At 70.9% G+C, this 17,742-nt stretch carries 15 protein-coding genes; 7 read left to right on the forward strand and 8 right to left on the reverse strand.

Annotated elements, in window-relative coordinates; all coding sequences use genetic code 11:
* The first annotated feature begins 142 nt into the window (after window positions 1-142).
* Complete coding sequence (locus AC0Z9V_RS05050) at window positions 143-370, forward strand: helix-turn-helix domain-containing protein (RefSeq protein ID WP_133080930.1); 228 nt, start codon at window positions 143-145, stop codon at window positions 368-370.
* Window positions 371-446: 76 nt separating this feature from the next.
* Here the strand turns inward: AC0Z9V_RS05050 and AC0Z9V_RS05055 are convergent, their stop codons facing one another.
* Window positions 447-1,007, reverse strand: a complete 561-nt coding sequence (locus tag AC0Z9V_RS05055) for a hypothetical protein (protein ID WP_459267012.1) — start codon at window positions 1,005-1,007, stop codon at window positions 447-449.
* A 124-nt stretch (window positions 1,008-1,131) separates the two neighbouring features.
* Between AC0Z9V_RS05055 and AC0Z9V_RS05060 the strand changes: the two genes are divergently transcribed.
* Window positions 1,132-1,953: a LysM peptidoglycan-binding domain-containing protein gene (locus AC0Z9V_RS05060; protein WP_485140908.1), complete on the forward strand. Its 822-nt coding sequence runs from the start codon at window positions 1,132-1,134 to the stop codon at window positions 1,951-1,953.
* 113 nt (window positions 1,954-2,066) lie between these two features.
* A complete protein-coding gene (locus AC0Z9V_RS05065) occupies window positions 2,067-2,633 on the forward strand; it encodes an Rv3235 family protein (protein WP_459290415.1) in 567 nt (188 codons plus the stop codon).
* Here the strand turns inward: AC0Z9V_RS05065 and secA are convergent, their stop codons facing one another.
* The 7 genes from secA to mtrA form a co-directional block, all read right to left on the reverse strand.
* Entirely contained in the window at window positions 2,634-5,342 is a 2,709-nt protein-coding gene (gene secA, locus AC0Z9V_RS05070) for a preprotein translocase subunit SecA (protein WP_485140909.1), read from the reverse strand.
* A gap of 121 nt (window positions 5,343-5,463) precedes the next feature.
* Window positions 5,464-6,675, reverse strand: a complete 1,212-nt coding sequence (locus tag AC0Z9V_RS05075) for a winged helix-turn-helix domain-containing protein (protein WP_485140910.1) — start codon at window positions 6,673-6,675, stop codon at window positions 5,464-5,466.
* Window positions 6,676-6,767: 92 nt separating this feature from the next.
* Entirely contained in the window at window positions 6,768-7,514 is a 747-nt protein-coding gene (gene hpf, locus AC0Z9V_RS05080) for a ribosome hibernation-promoting factor, HPF/YfiA family (protein WP_133080936.1), read from the reverse strand.
* A 169-nt stretch (window positions 7,515-7,683) separates the two neighbouring features.
* On the reverse strand, window positions 7,684-8,649 hold the full coding sequence (locus AC0Z9V_RS05085; protein ID WP_485140911.1) for a ComF family protein: 966 nt from the start codon (window positions 8,647-8,649) through the stop codon (window positions 7,684-7,686).
* Between the two features lie 98 nt (window positions 8,650-8,747).
* A complete protein-coding gene (locus AC0Z9V_RS05090; RefSeq protein ID WP_208741564.1) occupies window positions 8,748-10,484 on the reverse strand; it encodes an LpqB family beta-propeller domain-containing protein in 1,737 nt (578 codons plus the stop codon).
* Between the two features lie 4 nt (window positions 10,485-10,488).
* The gene (mtrB, locus tag AC0Z9V_RS05095; protein ID WP_485140912.1) at window positions 10,489-12,426 is read right to left on the reverse strand and encodes an MtrAB system histidine kinase MtrB; all 1,938 of its coding nucleotides are present in this window, start codon (window positions 12,424-12,426) and stop codon (window positions 10,489-10,491) included.
* Window positions 12,398-13,075: an MtrAB system response regulator MtrA gene (gene mtrA, locus AC0Z9V_RS05100; RefSeq protein WP_485140913.1), complete on the reverse strand. Its 678-nt coding sequence runs from the start codon at window positions 13,073-13,075 to the stop codon at window positions 12,398-12,400. Before mtrA ends, mtrB begins: the two co-directional genes overlap by 29 nt.
* A 368-nt stretch (window positions 13,076-13,443) precedes the next feature.
* On the opposite strand from mtrA, the gene AC0Z9V_RS05105 reads away from it, so the two are divergent.
* The 4 genes from AC0Z9V_RS05105 to AC0Z9V_RS05120 are packed head-to-tail and all read left to right on the forward strand — an operon-like array spanning window position 13,444 to window position 17,699.
* A complete protein-coding gene (locus AC0Z9V_RS05105; protein ID WP_485140914.1) occupies window positions 13,444-14,679 on the forward strand; it encodes a DUF7847 domain-containing protein in 1,236 nt (411 codons plus the stop codon).
* A 40-nt stretch (window positions 14,680-14,719) separates the two neighbouring features.
* Window positions 14,720-15,376 carry a DUF4129 domain-containing protein gene (locus AC0Z9V_RS05110; protein ID WP_485140915.1) on the forward strand — a complete coding sequence of 219 codons (657 nt, stop codon included), beginning with the start codon at window positions 14,720-14,722 and terminating at the stop codon, window positions 15,374-15,376.
* Window positions 15,373-16,623 carry a DUF4350 domain-containing protein gene (locus tag AC0Z9V_RS05115; protein WP_485140916.1) on the forward strand — a complete coding sequence of 417 codons (1,251 nt, stop codon included), beginning with the start codon at window positions 15,373-15,375 and terminating at the stop codon, window positions 16,621-16,623. The genes AC0Z9V_RS05110 and AC0Z9V_RS05115 overlap by 4 nt, the downstream gene beginning before the upstream one ends.
* Window positions 16,620-17,699: an AAA family ATPase gene (locus AC0Z9V_RS05120; RefSeq protein ID WP_133080943.1), complete on the forward strand. Its 1,080-nt coding sequence runs from the start codon at window positions 16,620-16,622 to the stop codon at window positions 17,697-17,699. The genes AC0Z9V_RS05115 and AC0Z9V_RS05120 overlap by 4 nt, the downstream gene beginning before the upstream one ends.
* Window positions 17,700-17,742 lie beyond the last annotated feature (43 nt).

Consider the following 17,742-nt stretch of genomic DNA (forward strand, 5'->3'; position numbering starts at 1 on the left):
CTTCTGGCAGCAATTGTTGTGCACGGGAACCACCAAGGGAACCGGTCGGCGCCGAATCGGGACAAACTGTGGAAATCCGGATCAGCGACCGGGCCCGGTGGCACACTGGACGCATACCGGAACAACCAGGAAAGGCGGACCCGTGGCCGAGCGGCGTTTCCTCACCCTCGCCGATGTGGGCGAGGTGCTCAACATCAGTGCGTCCCAGACATACGCCCTTGTCCGGTCCGGTGAACTGCCCGCGATCCAGGTCGGGGGGCGGGGCCAGTGGCGCGTGGAGACGCGCGTCCTCGAGGAGTACATCGCGCAGGCGTACGAGAGGACCGCGTCGGCGCTGAGGAGCGAGGCGGGGAGCACTCCGCTCGCCTGATCTCCTCCCCCCACGACGGGGACGGGACCACCGGCCGCGGGGCCTTCCGCGTGTCGTGCCGGCAACGGGCGCGCCGCTACTCGATGGACGACTCCGACTCGAGCGTGTCGATGGAGCTGAAGGGCACCGTCAGCACCTCGCGGACCTCTGCGGCGCGTCGTTCGTCCCCACGCGGGATCAGCGCCAACTCCAGGAAGTCCGAGCCCACCCGGTCGATCACGCCGAAGTAGCCGGAATCCGCGGACGTCACCCACAGTGCCACCTGCGCCCTGTCCCGGGACAGGGCGCGCAGCACCGGGCCCAGCCCGAGCTTCGCCTCGATCCCTGACAGGGGCTGGCCGACCGCACGGCCGGACGTCCGGACGGTCCGCAGGGCGGGCAGCGGCACGACGACCGATCGTCCCTCCACGGCCAGTGCGAGCCATTGCGCGCCGACATTCGTGAGGACCCCGGTGACCGAGCGGCCTCCTCGCGTGGAGACACCGACCTGTCGCCCGACCTGCCCCGACAGGCGCTGCACCAGTGTCAGGCGGGCCTGCTCCCCGCGCGTGCGTTCACGGATCTCGCTCTCCTGCTGGGCGGAGGCCACCGCGTGCAGTTGCGATTCGAGGTCGGCGAACAGGGCATCCCAGCGCATCGCCCCACGGTAGGTCGCAGTGCTGCAGGGGTCAACCTTCAGCAATCAACATCCAAAGAATCATTTGCAGACAAACAGCACCAAACTGTATCAAACTGACACGAACGAGGAAGGGATCGAGCCGATGAAGACCTCCGCAGCCGTCCAGGCAGGCATCATCCTCGTGTGCGGCCTGGTGCTGGCCGGCGCCGGTTCGGTTCTGCTCCGGACCCGGCCGGCGTCGGGCCGCCCCGGGCTGGAGAGTACGCTCGGGATCGGCTTGGCCGCGCTCGGGACGGCCATCCTCGCATGGTGGGTGCTCGCGCTCGGAGCCGCCGTCCTGGCCGAACTCCTGCGCAGGCACGGCCGGCCGGCCGCCGCGGACCTCGCTGCGGGATGCGCTCCCCCGGTCATGCGCCGTCTCGCGGCCGTCCTGCTCGGCATCAACCTCCTCGCGCTGCCTGCCATGGCCTCTGCAGCACCGGGCGGCACGGCGTCCGACGTCGGCGGGCCGACGGGGACCGGCGCACCTCCTGCGGCTTCCTTGCTCGGCACCGACACCCGAGGCGACACCCGAGGCGACCCCGGAGGCGACACCGAGGGCGACACCGAGCGCGGGATCTCGCCCTACTGGGTGCCGACCCCCTCCCCCGCCGTCGCGGACGGGCAGCAGACGGGGCAGCCACCCGGGTCCCCGGTCCCACCGGGCTGGGAGCCGGCGCCGATGCCGGCCGACGGGAGCCTCCTGGTCCGACCGGCGACGAGGGCGCCGGTCGGCGCGGCCGAGGTCGTCGTCGCACCCGGGGACTCGCTCTGGTCGATCGTCGCGGCCAGGCTCGGACCGCTCGCGACCGCGGCGGACGTCGCAGAAGCCTGGCCGGGCTGGTTCGCCGCGAACCGTTCGGTCATCGGGGACGATCCATCGCTCCTTCTGCCCGGCCAGGTCCTGCACGCCCCGTTCCCCTGAACTCCGCCTCATCGGCCATCGCGGCACGGCCGGCCCGGATCAGCCGCCCGTCCCGGCGACGCACAGCCGGTCGATCAGCACGTCCTGGTACCCGTTCGAGGAAAGGATCCGCCATGCCCGCTACGACCCAGCTCCACCGCAGTCCGACAGCGCAGCTCGCCCAGGTCAGCGGAGCTCCGCGTCCGCTCCTCACACCGCCGGGACAGCCCGCGGTGCCGGCTCCCGTGATACCCTTGCGGCCCGGGATCGGGACCGCGCCCGATTCGTTCCCCGGTGGTCCTTCTGCCCGCAGCGACCGAGTCTCCGCTGAGGACCAGGAGCTGTCCCGCAGGATCTCGGGCATCGCCCGGTCCGTCGCCCAGGGCGCCCTCGAGGTGCTCGGCGGATCACGCCCGCTGCAGCAGATGGCGCGGTGGCTCGATCAGGAGAACTACGAACGGCTGCAGCTGAGGACGAATCTGGTCCGATGCGTGGGCATTGCGCAGGCGTCCCCTGCGGGCCTGCCCGCGGCGAGCGCACACCGGCACATCGTGGTCCGCTCGGCGAGGGTATGTCCGGTCGGTCCGGGCGTCTTCGAGGCGTCGGTGGTCGCCTTCGACCAGAAACGCGTCCGCGCCGTCGCTCTTCGGATAGAGCTACGGCGCGGGGCATGGCGGGTGACCGCCCTGGAGATCGGCTGACTATTTCTTCCGGGCCTTCTTGCCGCCCGCCGCAGCCGGCTGCGTCTTGTTACGCTCCACGTGCATCTCGGCCTCGCCCTGCGCATTGGGCGCCGTGAAGTTGAGGGTGGCCGGCTTCGCCGGTGCGTCGAGCCCCGCGGCCTTGATGGTCGGAGCCTGGACGACGCCGCGTCCGTCGGTGACCCCCGGGAGCCCGGTCTGCGCGGGGGCGGAGACCTCGACGTCCAGGTTGAACAGGTACCCGATGCTCTCCTCGCGGATCGACTCCATCATGGCCTGGAACAGGATGAATCCCTCGCGCTGGTACTCGACCAGCGGGTCGCGCTGGGCCATCGCGCGGAGGCCGATGCCCTCCTTGAGGTAATCCATCTCGTAGAGGTGCTCCTGCCACTTCCTGCCGATCACCGAGAGGACCACGCGGCGCTCGAGCTCCCGCATCGTCTGCTCGCCGAGGGCCTCCTCACGCGCCTGGTAGGCCAGCTTGGCATCGGAGAGGATCTCGTCGTGGAGGAAGTCGCGCGTCAGCTTCGACTTGCCGCCCGCTTCCTCGATGACCTCGTCGGCGGTCAGCGTGATGGGGTACAGCGTCCTGAGGTTCGTCCACAGGAGCTCGTAGTCCCAGTCGTCGCCGTGGCCCTGTTCCGTCGCCTCGTCGACCATCGCGGTGATGACGTCCTCGAGGAAGAACTGGACCTTCTCCTTGAGGTCGCCGCCCTCGAGGATCCGCCGGCGGTCGCCATAGATGGCTTCGCGCTGGCGGTTCAGGACGTCGTCGTACTTCAGGACGTTCTTGCGCTGCTCGGCATTGCGGCCCTCGACCTGGCCCTGCGCGTTCTCGATAGCCTTCGATACGAGCTTCGACTCGAGGGCGACGTCGTCGGGCATGGTGGCGCTGTTCATGATGCGCTCGGCGCCCCCGGAGTTGAACAGCCGCATGAGGTCGTCCGTCAGCGACAGGTAGAAGCGTGACCGGCCGGGGTCGCCCTGGCGTCCGGACCGTCCGCGCAACTGGTTGTCGATGCGGCGCGACTCGTGGCGCTCGGTACCGAGCACGTACAGGCCGCCCAGCTCGCGGACTTCGTCCTGCTCGGCCTTGACCGCTCCCTTCGCGGCTTCGAGGGCGTCGGGCCACTTGGCCTCGTACTCCTCGGGGTTGTCCGCGGGATCGAGTCCCAGCTTCTCGAGGGCCGCCACGGCGTTGAACTCGGCATTGCCGCCCAGCATGATGTCGGTGCCGCGGCCTGCCATGTTCGTGGCCACGGTGACGGCACCCTTGCGGCCGGCCTGCGCGATGATCGCGGCTTCGCGCGCGTGGTTCTTCGCGTTCAGCACCTCGTGGCGGACGCCCGCTTTCGCGAGCTGCTTGGACAGGTACTCGCTCTTCTCGACGCTCGTCGTACCGACCAGGACCGGCTGGCCGCTCTCGTGGCGCTCGACGATGTCCTTCACGACGGCGTCGAACTTGGCGACCTCGTTCTTGTAGATGAGGTCGGACAGGTCCTTGCGTGCCATGTCCTTGTTCGTGGGGATGGGCACCACACCGAGCTTGTAGGTGGACATGAACTCGGCCGCTTCGGTCTCGGCCGTTCCGGTCATGCCGGAGAGCTTGTCGTAGAGGCGGAAGTAGTTCTGCAGCGTGACGGTCGCGAGGGTCTGGTTCTCAGCCTTGATCTCCACGCCCTCCTTCGCCTCGATGGCCTGGTGCATGCCTTCGTTGTAGCGCCGGCCGGCGAGGATGCGTCCGGTGTGCTCGTCGACGATCATAACCTCGCCGTTGAGGACCACGTAGTCCTTGTCGCGCTTGAAGAGCTCCTTGGCCTTGATGGCATTGTTCAGGAACCCGATCAGCGGCGTGTTCGCGGACTCGTAGAGGTTGGAGATGCCGAGGTAGTCCTCGACCTTCTCGATGCCGTCCTCGAGGACGCCCACGGTGCGCTTCTTCTCGTCGACCTCGTAATCGGTGTCGACGGAGAGCTTCTGGACGACCTTCGCGAACTCGTTGTACCAGCGGTTCACGTCGCCGGAGGCCTGACCGCTGATGATCAGGGGCGTGCGGGCCTCGTCGATCAGGATCGAGTCGACCTCGTCGACGATCGCGAAGTTGTGGCCGCGCTGCACCAGCTCCGCGGCGCTCCATGCCATGTTGTCGCGCAGGTAGTCGAACCCGAACTCGTTGTTCGTGCCGTACGTGATGTCCGCCGCGTACTGCTCCCGGCGGGTGGCCGGATCCTGCTTGGACAGGATGCAGCCGCTGGTCAGCCCGAGGAACCGGTAGACGCGGCCCATGAGGTCCGACTGGTACTCGGCCAGGTAGTCGTTCACGGTGACCACGTGGACGCCCTTGCCCGTGAGCGCATTGAGGTAGGCCGGGGCGGTCGCCACGAGGGTCTTGCCCTCTCCGGTCTTCATCTCGGCGATGTTCCCCAGGTGGAGGGCGGCTCCGCCCATCAGCTGGACGTCGAAGTGGCGGAGCCCGAGTGTGCGGCTCGACGCCTCGCGCACGGCGGCGAAGGCTTCCGGCAGCAGCTCGTCGAGGGTGGCGCCGTCCGCGTGGCGCTTCTTCAGCCGATCGGTCTCACCGCGCAACTCTGCGTCGGTCATCCCGCGGAATTCGTCCTCCAGGACATTGATCGCGTCGGCATAGTTGCGGAGTCGCTTCAGTGTCTTCTTATCGCCGGTGCGTAGTACTCGTTCAAGAAGTGATGGCACTGGTATCTGCTCCCAATCTGATGCTGCCCAAAGATGGCGTATCTAGTCTACGTGAGGGACGTTCGGGATCCCGATCCCGTTCCCTGCGTCCCTGCCCGGCGGCGCGGGACCGCGTGTCCGCTCAGAGTAGCGTGCCGACCTGAGCGGCGAGTGATGGCGCGAGGTTCCCGCGATCCTCCACGACGACCTCGACCAGACCCAGCCACTGCGCGAGTAGGCGCAGTTCGTCGGCCAGCTCGGCGGCGGTGTCGCCGGGGGCGCCGGGTTCGACGTGGCTGGCCCGGACCAGCAGGCGCTTCGTTGTCCGGTCGGCCTTGAGGTCCACCCGGGCCGCGATGGTGTCGCGGAGCAGGAAGGGCAGCACGTAGTAGCCGTGGATGCGCCGCTCCGCCGGGGTGTAGATCTCGATGCGGTAGTGGACGTCGAAGAGCCTATGGAGCCGGTCGCGCTCGAAGACGAGGGAATCGAACGGGCTCAGGAGCGCCCTGCCCCTGGCCTGGCGGGGCAGGGCCGCCGCCGGGTGCAGGTACCAGGGTTCCGTCCCTCCGTCGACGACGACGGTCTCCACGACACCGGCGCCCGCGAGCCCGTCGAGGACGGCCCGTGTCTCCCGGACCGGTGTCCGGAAGTAGTCGGCGACCGAGCGGGCGGGTGCGACGCCGAGGGCTCCCAGCGCGCGCTCGGCCAGGACGGCGAGGGCGTCGGTCCGGTCCGGTCTCGCCGTGGCGAGAGACGCATCTGGAAGCACCTGGGTGATGGGCGCGTAGAGGCGTTCGAACTGGGCCGTCCGTCCCGCCGATCCCACCTCGCCCCGCGCGAAGAGATCCTCGAGGACCCGCTTCGCTGCGGTCCACCGCCACCCCCAGCCGTCCTCGGGACGTGTCGTGTCCGCTCCGAGGAGTCGCTGGATCTCCGAGGCGGGAAGCGGCGTCCCCTCGTCGAGGAGCTCGCGGATGGCGGCTTCGAGAGCCTGGCGCAGTGCGTCCGGCACGCCGGCCGCTCCCATCCAGGTGCGCCGCTGCCATACCCGCAGGTGTGGGAACAACGCCGGGGGAACGAGGCTCGCCTCATGCGCCCAGTACTCGACCAGCGTGCGGGGTCCCGTGGAGTAGAGGTCTTCCAGGTCCTTGCGGTCGTAGGAGCCGAGGCGAGAGAACAGGGGCAGGTAGTGCGATCGGGCGAGGACGTTCACCGAGTCGATCTGGAGGACCTGCAGGCGCTGGACGGCGGAGTTCACGGCGCGGCGGGACGACGGCGCCCGGAGACGGGGGCGGTGCAGGCCCTGGGCGGCGAGGACGATGCGCCGGGCCTGTGCGGTGGTGAGGTTCGGCATGGGCTCCTGCATGGAACTGCCCCCGCGCAGGGCGGGGGCAGTTCCGTATCGGTCGTCGCGACCGGCGGGAGCCGGCGCGGGGGTGGTCGTTCCTAGGCTGACGCTGCTTCCTTCGCCCGGTAGGCGAGGAGTTCCTCATGGGGTTCCTCGGTCCCCTCGGCGCACTTCGAATCGAGGGTGATGACGCCGTAGGTCCAGCCCTGCCGCCGGTAGACCACGGACGGTGCGCCCGTCGCCGAGTCGACGAAGAGGTAGAAGGCGTGGCCGACCAGTTCCATGTTGTCGACCGCGTCATCGAGCGTCATGGGAGTACCCGAGAAGACCTTGCGGCGGATCAGCACGGGAGAGTCGCCGGCAGGGACGTCGTCCGGCGTGGAGTAGGCGTCGACGTCCTCGGGCTCGGTCGCGGGCTGGGGAACGGGCTCGTGCGAGGTCGGCTCGATGACCGGCGTCTCGAGATAGATGGGCTGCGCGGGATCCGCCGGTTCGAGGTCGGCCGTGGCCACTCTGACGGCCACGGGCGTGTGCCGGCCGTGGTGGACCTTCCGCCGGTCACGGGCCCGGCGCAGGCGCTCCAGGAGCTTCCCGTAGGCGAGATCGAAGGCGGCGAACTTGTCGGCGGCGGAGGCCTCGGCCCGGACGACCGGGCCCTTGCAGAGGACGGTCAGCTCGACCGTGAGCGAGGTGTCCGCCATGCGTGCGCTGGGTTCCTTGGTGATCTTCGCGTCGACGCGCTGTACCTTGTCGCCGAGCTGCTCTATCTTGTCGATCTTCTCCGTCGCGTACTCACGGAAACGGTCCGATACCGCCAGGTTCCGACCATTGATCACAAATTCCATGGTGCCCTCCACATCACTAGGTGACACGACGGCGGCCTGGCGAGATGCATAGCCACCGCCGACGGGTACGTGTCGTCACTGTCTGGTACCCGTACTTCACGGTAGTTCACGACTGTCCGTTATTCATCCCTTGGTGCTCCGAAACTTGCGGTGGCTTGACGGCCGCCTCTCAGGACACCATCGGTGGCACGGCCGGGGGCACCTGCACGCGTCGGGCGGCGTCCCCGACCGGCGAGGACGTGGCGGCGATGACGGCCGCGCCGAGCACGCGCGCCCCGGAGAGCACCAGTACACGGTGGACCTCCCCGATGGTCGCACCCGTGGTGAGCACGTCGTCGACGATGATGCAGTCCCTCCCGGCCAGGGCACCCCGGCTGCGTGCGGGCAGCTCCATCGTGTGCAGCACATTCGTACGGCGCCGCCGTCGGCCGAGGCCCTTCTGCCCGCCGCCCCACCCCGACCGCACCCCTGCGAGCGCCGCCGGGAGGGAGGGGATCCCGCCCTGTCCGACGGTGGCCGCGAACCTCGCGAACTGCGGGACCTGCCGCAGGCAGGGCGCGAGGACCGCGGAGGCGGGCAGGTGTCCCGCACGGTCGAGCCTGGACAGGAGGAGCATCAGCGGATCGTAGCCGCGCCGCCGTCGGGACGACGGGCGGGTCGGCACCGGGACGACCAGGACGGGCTGCGCCCCGGCAGGCTCCGGGACCCGGAAGGCACGGGCCGCTTCGTGGAGGACGCCCGCGAGGGCTGACCCGACGGGTGCGGCCAGGTCGACGTGGCCGTGGTTCTTGTAGGCCAGCAGGACCACCGACACGGCATGGCCGTACCGGCCAGCGGCGAGTACGGGCAGCGGTCCGTGGCTCGGCCCGGGCAGCAGGCGCCCGTTCTCCCCCGGCGCGCCCAGCTCGACGTCCGGGAGCGACTCCGCGCCGCCGTCGGCGCGGAAGGGACGCGCCGTCGCCCTGCGGAACGCCGCGAGGCACCCGCCGCACAGCGACGTGTCCCACGCGCCGCAGAGCACGCACGACGACGGCAGGAGCAGGGCACCGAAGGCGGACACGGCGCGGGCGAGCCGCCGGCAGGTCCGTCCGAAGACGAGCCTGTCCAGGACCGGGGAGAGGACAGCAGCTCGCATGGGCCCATGCCATCACGCCGGCGCCGGCGGGCGAACGCCGGTTCCCGCTATGTGGACATCCCTCCCCGGGTGGAGCCGGACCTACCCCGGGGAAGGCCCTACCCCGGGAAGGCTGGGTCGAGCACCTGGAGCTGCTCGTCCACCCAGCTGTTGCCGATGCGCCGGTAGAGGGTGCTGCCGGCCTGCGCGTAGAAGGTGTCCTCGGCGTCGGAGCCCGCGCTGATGCCGAGGACCCCGTCGAGTGCGGCCATGGTCTCCTGCTCGCCGTCGAGCTGGAGGATGACCGGGGTGGCCTCCTCGTCCGCGCCGGTCGACGACGCGACGATCGTGCTCTGGCCGGCCCACTTCGCCGTGTCGACGGTCCCGTCGGTCGGCAGCGTGAGCGGCGTGGTGAGCGATTGCGGCACGCCCTCGGTGGAGCGGATGATGCCGGCCAGCAGTACCTCACTGGTTCCGCCCCGCTCGGTGACGACCAGCGCGCGGGACCCGTCCCGCGACACCCGCAGCTCCTCCACGGTCCGGTCACCGAGCCAGCCGGCGGCCAGGACGGAGGCGTTCGCCTCGGTCCCACCCGGCGGGATGGCGATGACCTCACGGCGTCCCGCGACGGCCCTGGTCGTCCACACCCAGTTCTCCGGGTCGAAGGAGGGCTGCGTCAGGGCGCTGCCCTTGCCGACGCTGCGTGCCTGGCTGCCCGGAGCGGTGACGTACAGGGTGGTCCTGTCCGCGTTCACGAAGGCGTAGGCACTTCCGGAGACCGATGCCGCCGGGTCACGGGGCTGGAGCCCGGCGACGGAGGGCAGTCCCTCGATCGGTACGACGGCGCCGTTGCGGACCCGCACCAGCTCGCCACCGGCGATACCGACCTGCTCGCCGCCGACGTCGGGGGTCAGCTCGGGGACGACCAGGTCCGCGGAGGTCGCCCCGAGCTCGATGGGCCGTCCGCTGGTCATCTCCACGGAGGTGACGTCGTTGAGGCCCAGCAGATTGACCTGCAGCTGCTGGTTCATCTGCTGCAGGCCGAGGTCGGTGGCGTTCTCCAGGACCTCGGACGAGAGCTCGACCGAGGCCCTGCCGGAGGTGATCGGGACGGAGTCCCGGGCGAGCGTGACCCCTTCGGGGAACGCGCTGGTCACCGAGCCCTGCAGGTAGGGAGCAGGGCCGGCCAGCATGGCGCCCACGATCCTCGCGGTCACGCCGGTCCTGCGGACGAACCACCGCGCATCGGGCACCCAGAAGCGGTAGTTGCTGCTGTAGAAGTACAGGTCGTGCGAGATCAGGAGGTCCTGGGCACTGCTCTGGGCGAGCATGATCCCGTCGGGGATCTCCCCGATCCGCCACTCCCCGTTGACCTGGACCATGCGCACGCCCAGCGTCTCCGTCGCCGGGACGGCACTGTTGGTCCGCAGCCCCCGGCCGTCCACCGTGCCTGTCGTCTCCAGCTGGATCTGGTAGACGCCTTCGGCTTCGCGCTTCTCCACGCGGGGGTCGGACCGGAAGAGGACGATCCGCTCCTCGGGCTTCCAGGTCTTCTCGAGTTCCGGCGTCAGGTACTGGCGGGCCACACTGTAGCCGTCGCCCGCACCCGTGCCCGCGGTGATGAAGTCACGGAGGATCCGCTCGGGCGTTGCGCCGGACGCGGGACCCTGCGGATCGAAGGCGGGTGCGACGGCGTCCGGCTCACCCTCGGCCGCCGGTATCACGCCGACCGGTCCTTGCGTGGGGATGGCCGAGCAGCCCGCCACCAGCAGGAAGCAGAGCGCGAGCAGTGCGGCGAGGACCCGCGCCGGCACACCCGGGCCACCGGGCCGACGGCCGGGCCGGTTCCGTGTCATCGTGCTAGTTCCTGGCACTGCTCTCCCTCGTTCCGCTCCCGGCATCCTCTGCCGGGGCCGTGTCCATGGCGCCACCGGCAGGAAGGGCGCGGGGCGGGCCCGACGGCGGCAGCGCGAGCGGCGACGAGGTCAGCTCTCCGCCCTCGTTGCGCGGCAGGGTGAGCCGGAAGCATGCTCCTTCGCCGGGCATGCCCCATGCCTCCAGCCAGGCGTGGTGGAGCCGGGCGTCCTCGGTCGCGATCGACAGGCCCAGGCCGCTGCCACCGGTGGTCCGCGCCCGCGCGGGATCCGCCCGCCAGAACCGGTCGAAGACGCGCGAGGCCTCGAGCGGCGTCATCCCGATGCCGTGGTCGCGGACCGCCACGGCGACCGCCTCCGTGTTGCAGGCGATGTGGATCTCCACCGGCCGCGCCTCACCGTGCTCGAGCGCGTTGACGATCAGGTTGCGGAGGATCCGGTCGATACGACGTCCGTCCGCGTCGGCGATGCACTCGGTCTCCGCGGAGACGATCCGGAGGTCCGAGCCGAGCCGTTCGGCGAGTGGCCGCGCCCCGTCGATGGCATGCTGCACGAGCTGCACGACATCGACCGACTCGGCCTCCAGCACGGCTGCACCGGCGTCGAACCGGGAGATCTCGAGCAGGTCGGCGAGCAGCGCCTGGAACCGTTCCACCTGGTCGAACAGGATCTCCGCGGACCTCTTGTTCACCGGATTGAACTCGTCCCGGGCATCGTGCAGCACCTCGGCCGCCATCCGCACGGTGGTCAGGGGCGTCCGGAGTTCGTGGGACACGTCGGACACGAAGCGCTGCTGCATCTGGGACAGCTGCGCCAACTGCGTGATCTGGTCCTGCAGGCTGCCCGCCATGTGGTTGAAGGACGCCCCGAGCCGGGCCACCTCGTCCTCACCGCTGACCTCCATGCGCTCCTGCAGCTGACCCGACGCGAGCTTCTCCGACACCGACGCCGCGTGGCTCACCGGCAGCATGACGCTGCGCGTCACGTACCAGGTGATGCCACCGATGACGAGCAGGAGGACCAGTCCCACGAGCCACAGCACACCGTGGATGTAGTCGAGCGTGGACTGCATGGAGGAGAGGTCGTAGTAGACGTACAGGGCGTAGGGGCTGCGCTCGGGTGGCAGCTGGACCTGCGTCCCGAAGGCGATGCCCGGCGCGTCCTGGTCGCCGTCCTGCGTCACCGGGATGGTGATGGGCGCCCAGTAGATGTCCTGGCCGTCGCGGACCGCCGACTGGAGGTCAGGAGGGAGCATGCCCGCCGTGGCGCCGTCCTGGCTGACGGTGGTCGGGATGAAAAGCCCCTCCCCGGAGATGGGCACCAGGATCGACTGCCGCGGCGCATCGGTCTCGCTGCCCACCAGGGCGTTCACGGAATCGAGCACCAACCGGCTCGTCGTGTCCCGGTCCGTCGCCGAGGAGTCCCGGAAGACCGCCTTCGTGTCGACGAGGGCGGAACCGGCCTCCGCGCTGAACTGGTCGAAGCGCTCGTCGTAGAGCGCGCTCGCGATCTGGTTGGAGAGGAAGCCGCCGACGGCGACGAACGAGACGGATGCCAGGAGCATCGTCGCGACGACGGTCCGGAACTGCAGGGATCGCCGCCAGTGGCTGGCGATCGATCGCAGCAGGGCCCGGAGTCGGACCAGCCCCGCGCGGAGCCGTGCGACGACCTCGGGACCGGCGGCGGCGAGCGAGCCGGGAGCCCTGCCGCCGGACGCCCGGTCGCCGTCCTGCGCGTCGCGCACGTCGAGGGCGACGTGCTCACCCGGAGCCGCTGCGGGCGTGGAAGCCGACGCGGTGGGGTCGGCGGAGCCTACGCCGGAGGCTACGGAAGGCCGCGGGACCTCGGGAGAAGAGAAGGGGGAACCGGGAGCGCGATCGGCCGCGCCCGCCGCGTCAGCCCTGTCCGGCCTTGTAGCCGACACCACGCACCGTCAGGACAATCTCGGGTGCCTCGGGATCACGCTCGATCTTCGAGCGCAGCCGCTGCACGTGGACGTTGACGAGTCGCGTGTCGGCGGCGTGGCGGTAGCCCCACACCTGTTCGAGCAGCAGTTCGCGCGTGAACACCTGCCAGGGCTTCCGGGCGAGCGCGACCAGCAGGTCGAACTCCAGGGGGGTCAGGGACACGCGCTTGCCGGCCCGCGTCACCTCGTGGCCCGCGACGTCGATGCTCACCTCCCCGATGCGCAGGGTCTCCGGGGCCTTCGACTCCGCCGGGCGCAGCCGGGCGCGGACACGAGCGACGAGTTCGGCCGGCTTGAAGGGCTTGGGCACATAGTCGTCGGCCCCCGACTCGAGCCCGCGGACGACGTCGGAGGTGTCGGACTTCGCCGTGAGCATCACGATGGGGAGGTCGGACTCGTTCCGGATCTGGCGGCACACCTCGATGCCGTCCATGCCCGGGAGCATCAGGTCCAGCAGGACGAGGTCCGGGTGCGACGAGCGGAAGACGCCAAGCGCCGCGGCGCCGTCGGCGCAGAACACCGGGTCGAAGCCGTCGTTGCGGAGGACGATGCCGATCATTTCGGACAGGGCCTCATCATCGTCGATGACCAGTATGCGAGCCTTCATACCCCCATACTGTCCCATTCGGCGCACAATGTCCCACCACCCCGGCGACGGCGTGGTGGGACGGACGGCACACACGTGGTGCGTGCGGCTCCTGCCGATGGTGGCGCGGCTCACTATGATGCAGGAGGGGAAGCTGAACGCATGCGTCCCGGCAGCATCGACGGAGGGGCGCAATGAGTGATTCGACGAATGGGCCGGCCGGCGGGACACCTCCCGCGGGGCAGGACGCGAGCGGTGGCGACCCGCGGTCGCGACCACCGGGAGAACCGGTCCCGGGTCGGTCCGGGCCGTGGCAGCCCCCCGGCGCGTCGGCACCCCGTCGGCAGGACCGGCCCGCCTGGCAGTCGCCCGGCCGTCCGGCCCCCGGCATGCCGCAGGAGCCCGGCGCCCCTCCACCGCCGTCCAGCCCGTGGGACCGGCCATTCGATGCCTCCGGGCACCAGGGCGCACCGGGCAGGTTCACTGCGCCCGGCCCCTCTCCCGCACCGGGGTCGGGCGGAGCGCCGGGCTGGGGCGGCTACGGGGCCCCGGGCGCACCCTGGGGCAACGATCCCTTCGGAGGGCAGCCCTTCCCCCGGGCCCCCCGGTACCAGGCCCCGCCGAAACCGGGCGTCATCCCGTTGCGGCCCCTCGGACTCGGCGAGATCCTCGACGGTGCCTTCCATGCCTGCCGCAGGAACCCGCTGGCCACCTTCGGCATCGCCATCCTGCTGCAGGCCGTCGTCGCCCTGGTGACCGTGCTCATGCTCGGGAACGTCCTGTCGTCCTTCGAGGTGTTCGAGTCGCAGAACCCGACGCCCGACAGCATCATCGGCGCGTTCGCCGGCTTCGGCGTCTTCGCCTCCGTCGCGGGCATCGTGTCCGCCGCGGCGCTGCTGGTGCTCCAGGGCATCCTCGTCATCCCCCTGGCACGGGCCGTGATCAACCAGCGGACCTCCTTCGGTCAGGCGTGGCGCCTCTCCCGCAGCCGCATCCTCCCGTTGCTGGGCTTCGGCCTCCTGTCCGTCGCCGCGGGACTCGTCGGCCTCGTGGTGGTGGTCGGGATCTCGGCGCTCGCGATCATCGGTCTGGCGGAATACTCCGCCCTGGTCATCGTGCCCCTCGTGCTCGCGGGCATGGCGGCACTGGTCTGGGCGGGCATCAAACTCGCCGTCGCACCCGCGGCCATCATGCTCGAGGGCATCGGGCCCTGGACGGCCGTCAAGCGCTCGTGGCAGCTGACCCGGGGCAACTGGTGGCGGACGTTCGGCATCGTGCTCCTCACCAGCATCATCGTCTCGATCATCGGCTCCGTCATCTCGACCCCCCTCACCTTCGCGGTGTCCCTCTTCTTCGGCTTCAGCTCCAGCGCGTCCGCCGCGCCGGATGCCCTGGACTCGCTCCCGCTCCTGATCGCCACCCAGGCCATCGCGGCTCTCTTCACGGCGATCGGCTACGCCTTCCAGGCGGGCGTGACCGCACTGCTGTACGTCGATCTCCGCATGCGACGGGAAGGCTTCGATGTCGTCCTCCTGCGTGAGCACGAACAGGCCGGAGCGGGGCACCCGGACATCCTCCCCGGCGGCACCGCCTCCTTCGGCCACCAGCCCGGGGGGCCCGCCTGATGCCGACGCGCACCACCCCGGCGCCGGGCAGGGGCCGCCGGTGACCACCGGGCGGCCCTTCCCCGCGCCCGACGCCGACGAGGCCCGCCGGCTCCTCCAGGAAGAACTCGCGAAGCCTGCCTACGTCGAAGCCCAGCCCTCCATCGTCGAACGGATCCTCGGCGACCTCCTCCGTGGCATCGCCCGGCTCCTCGACGGGATGGGCGGACTGGGAGCCGGCCCGGGAACGGTCGTCGTCGCGATCGGCGCGGCACTCGTCATCGTCGTGGCCGTCCTGCTCATCAAGCCCCGCCTGAACGCGCGCGGGAAGATACGGGACGCCGCCGTGTTCGACGGCGACGTCAGGCGCTCGGCCGCATACCATCGCCGCCGCGCCGCCGGTCTCGCGGCGGAGGCCGACTGGACCGGCGCCGTCGCGGAACTGCTGCGTGCCACCATACGCTCGGCGGAGGAGCGCCTGGTGATCGAGGAACAGCCCGGCCGGACGGCGACCGAGGCCGCCGTCCAGCTCGGGGATGCATTCCCGGCGCGATCGGCCGATGCCGCGTGGCTGGCCGAGCTGTTCAACGAGACCCACTACGGCAGCGGCACGGCCACGGAAGAGGACCAGCGGCGGGCGGCCGGCATCGAGGGGCTGCTGTCGTCCGAGCGGCCCGAACGGGCGACGGGCACCACGACGACGGCGGCGCCTCGGTGACGCGCAGCGAGAGGAACCTCGGAGCGCCGGGCGCGGTCCTCCCGGGCTCGCCGGCGGAGCCGCATCCCGTGCAGGGCGAGGTGATGGGGGACGGCGGTTCCGCAGCCGGCACGGCGAGGTCGCGCCTGCGCCGCGCACGACCCGTCATCATCGGTGCGCTGGTGCTCGCGGTGATCGTCCTGCTCAATCTGCTGCCCGGCCCCGAGAAGGACGACCGCCCCCTCTCCCCCGGCAATCCGGCACCCGACGGTGCGCGAGCGGTGGCGGAGGTACTCGCGGCGCAGGGAGTGGACGTCGTCCGCGCGACCTCCTACGAGGACGCCCTCGCGGCGCTGGACGGGGGCCCGGCGACGCTGTTCCTCAATGACGCCCAGGCGTACCTCAGCGCCGCGCAGGTCGCCCACCTGAGCGAGGAGGCGGACCTCGCCGTCCTCGCCGCGCCGGGCGCGCGCCAGCTCTCGGCCCTCGACGACGGCTTCGAGCAGCTTGGTGCCGTGCCGTTCGACCTCGGCGACGACGAGCCTGGGCTGCAGGCCGACTGCTCCGATCCCGATGCGACGGCGGCGGGCACCCTGTCGATGACCGGAACGGCCTACTCCGGCATCCTCGAGTGCTTCCCGACGACGATCGGCGGCACGGAGGGCGGACTGTACGTCACGAGCGCCGACGGTTCCGTCGCCGTCCTGGGAGCGCCGGGGATCCTGTCCAACGAGATGATGCCGGACGAGGGCCACGCGGCCCTCGCGCTCGGGGTGCTGGGGTCGTTCCCGACGCTGGTCTGGTACGAACCGACCGGCGCGGACGTCGTGGCCTCGGGCGAGGGCATCGACCCACTGACGCTGCTGCCCGCCTGGGTCGACCACCTGCTCGTGTGGCTGCTCGCCTGCTCGGTCCTGGCCATGCTGTGGCGGGGACGCCGGCTGGGACCGCTGGCGGCCGAGCCGCTGCCCGTCGTCGTGCGTGCAGCCGAGACCGCGGAGGGACGTGCGCGGCTGTACCAGGATTCCGGCTCGGTGGCACACGCCGCGGCGAACCTGCGCGCCGCGACACTCGCCCGGCTCGCGCGCCGCCTCCGCGTGGACCGCTCGGCGACCCCCGTGGAGGTCCTCGACGCGGCCTCGCGGCAGGGCGGCCGTCCCCGGATCGAGCTCGAGCGACGACTGCTCCACCACACACCGACCACGAACCGCGAGCTTGTGCTGTGGGCACAGGAGATCCTCGACCTCGAGAAGGAGATTCCATCATGAACCGATCCACAGACCGGCAGGACGGCGTCCTGGAGGCGCAGCCGGGAACGACGGCGGGCGGTGCCCACCAGGGGACGCGCGTCCAGGACCGTGCGCCGGAGGCCCCGCAGCAGGCGGTGCCCGACGACGGATCCGCGCGCGCCGCGCTCCTGCGGGTGCGCGACGAGGTGGGCAAGTCGATCGTCGGTCAGGACGCGGCCGTGACCGGCCTCCTCATCGGGCTCCTGGCGGACGGGCACGTGCTGCTGGAAGGCGTCCCGGGCGTCGCCAAGACCCTGCTGGTCCGTACCCTCGCCACCGCACTGGACCTCGACACCAAGCGCGTCCAGTTCACGCCGGACCTCATGCCCGGCGACATCACGGGCTCGCTCATCTACGAATCCAAGACCTCGGAGTTCACCTTCCGGGAAGGTCCCGTCTTCACGAACATCCTGCTCGCCGACGAGATCAATCGCACTCCGCCGAAGACACAGGCCTCCCTGCTGGAGGCGATGGAGGAACGGCAGGTCTCCGTCGACGGCGTCTCGCGCCGCCTGCCGGCGCCGTTCCTCGTCGCCGCGACGCAGAACCCGGTGGAGTACGAGGGCACCTATCCCCTGCCCGAGGCACAGCTCGACCGCTTCCTCCTCAAGCTCACCGTGCCCCTCCCGGGGCGCGAGGACGAGATCGAGGTGATCCGCCGCCACAGCGTGGGCTTCGATCCACGCGACCTCGGTGCCGCCGGCGTACGGGCCGTCGCCGGCGCGGAGGACGTCGACCGCGCCCGGGCCGCCGTGGCCCGCGTGGCCATCGCCCCGGAGGTGCTGGCCTACATCGTGGACCTCGTCCGTGCGACGCGGTCGTCCCCGTCGTTCCAGCTCGGGGTGTCCCCCCGCGGTGCCACGGCGCTGCTCAACACCTCCCGTGCATGGGCATGGCTCTCCGGCCGGTCCTTCGTGACGCCCGACGACGTCAAGGCCCTCACCCTCCCGGCGCTCCGGCACCGCGTCGCCCTCAGGCCCGAGGCCCAGATGGACGGCGTCGATGTCGACGACGTGCTCGGCGGCATCCTCGGCACCGTCCCCGTCCCGCGGTAGCGGCGCACCCCGCACGCACGTCCCGGGCAGGATCCCTGCCCGG

The organism is Arthrobacter sp. UYP4 (assembly GCF_057291175.1).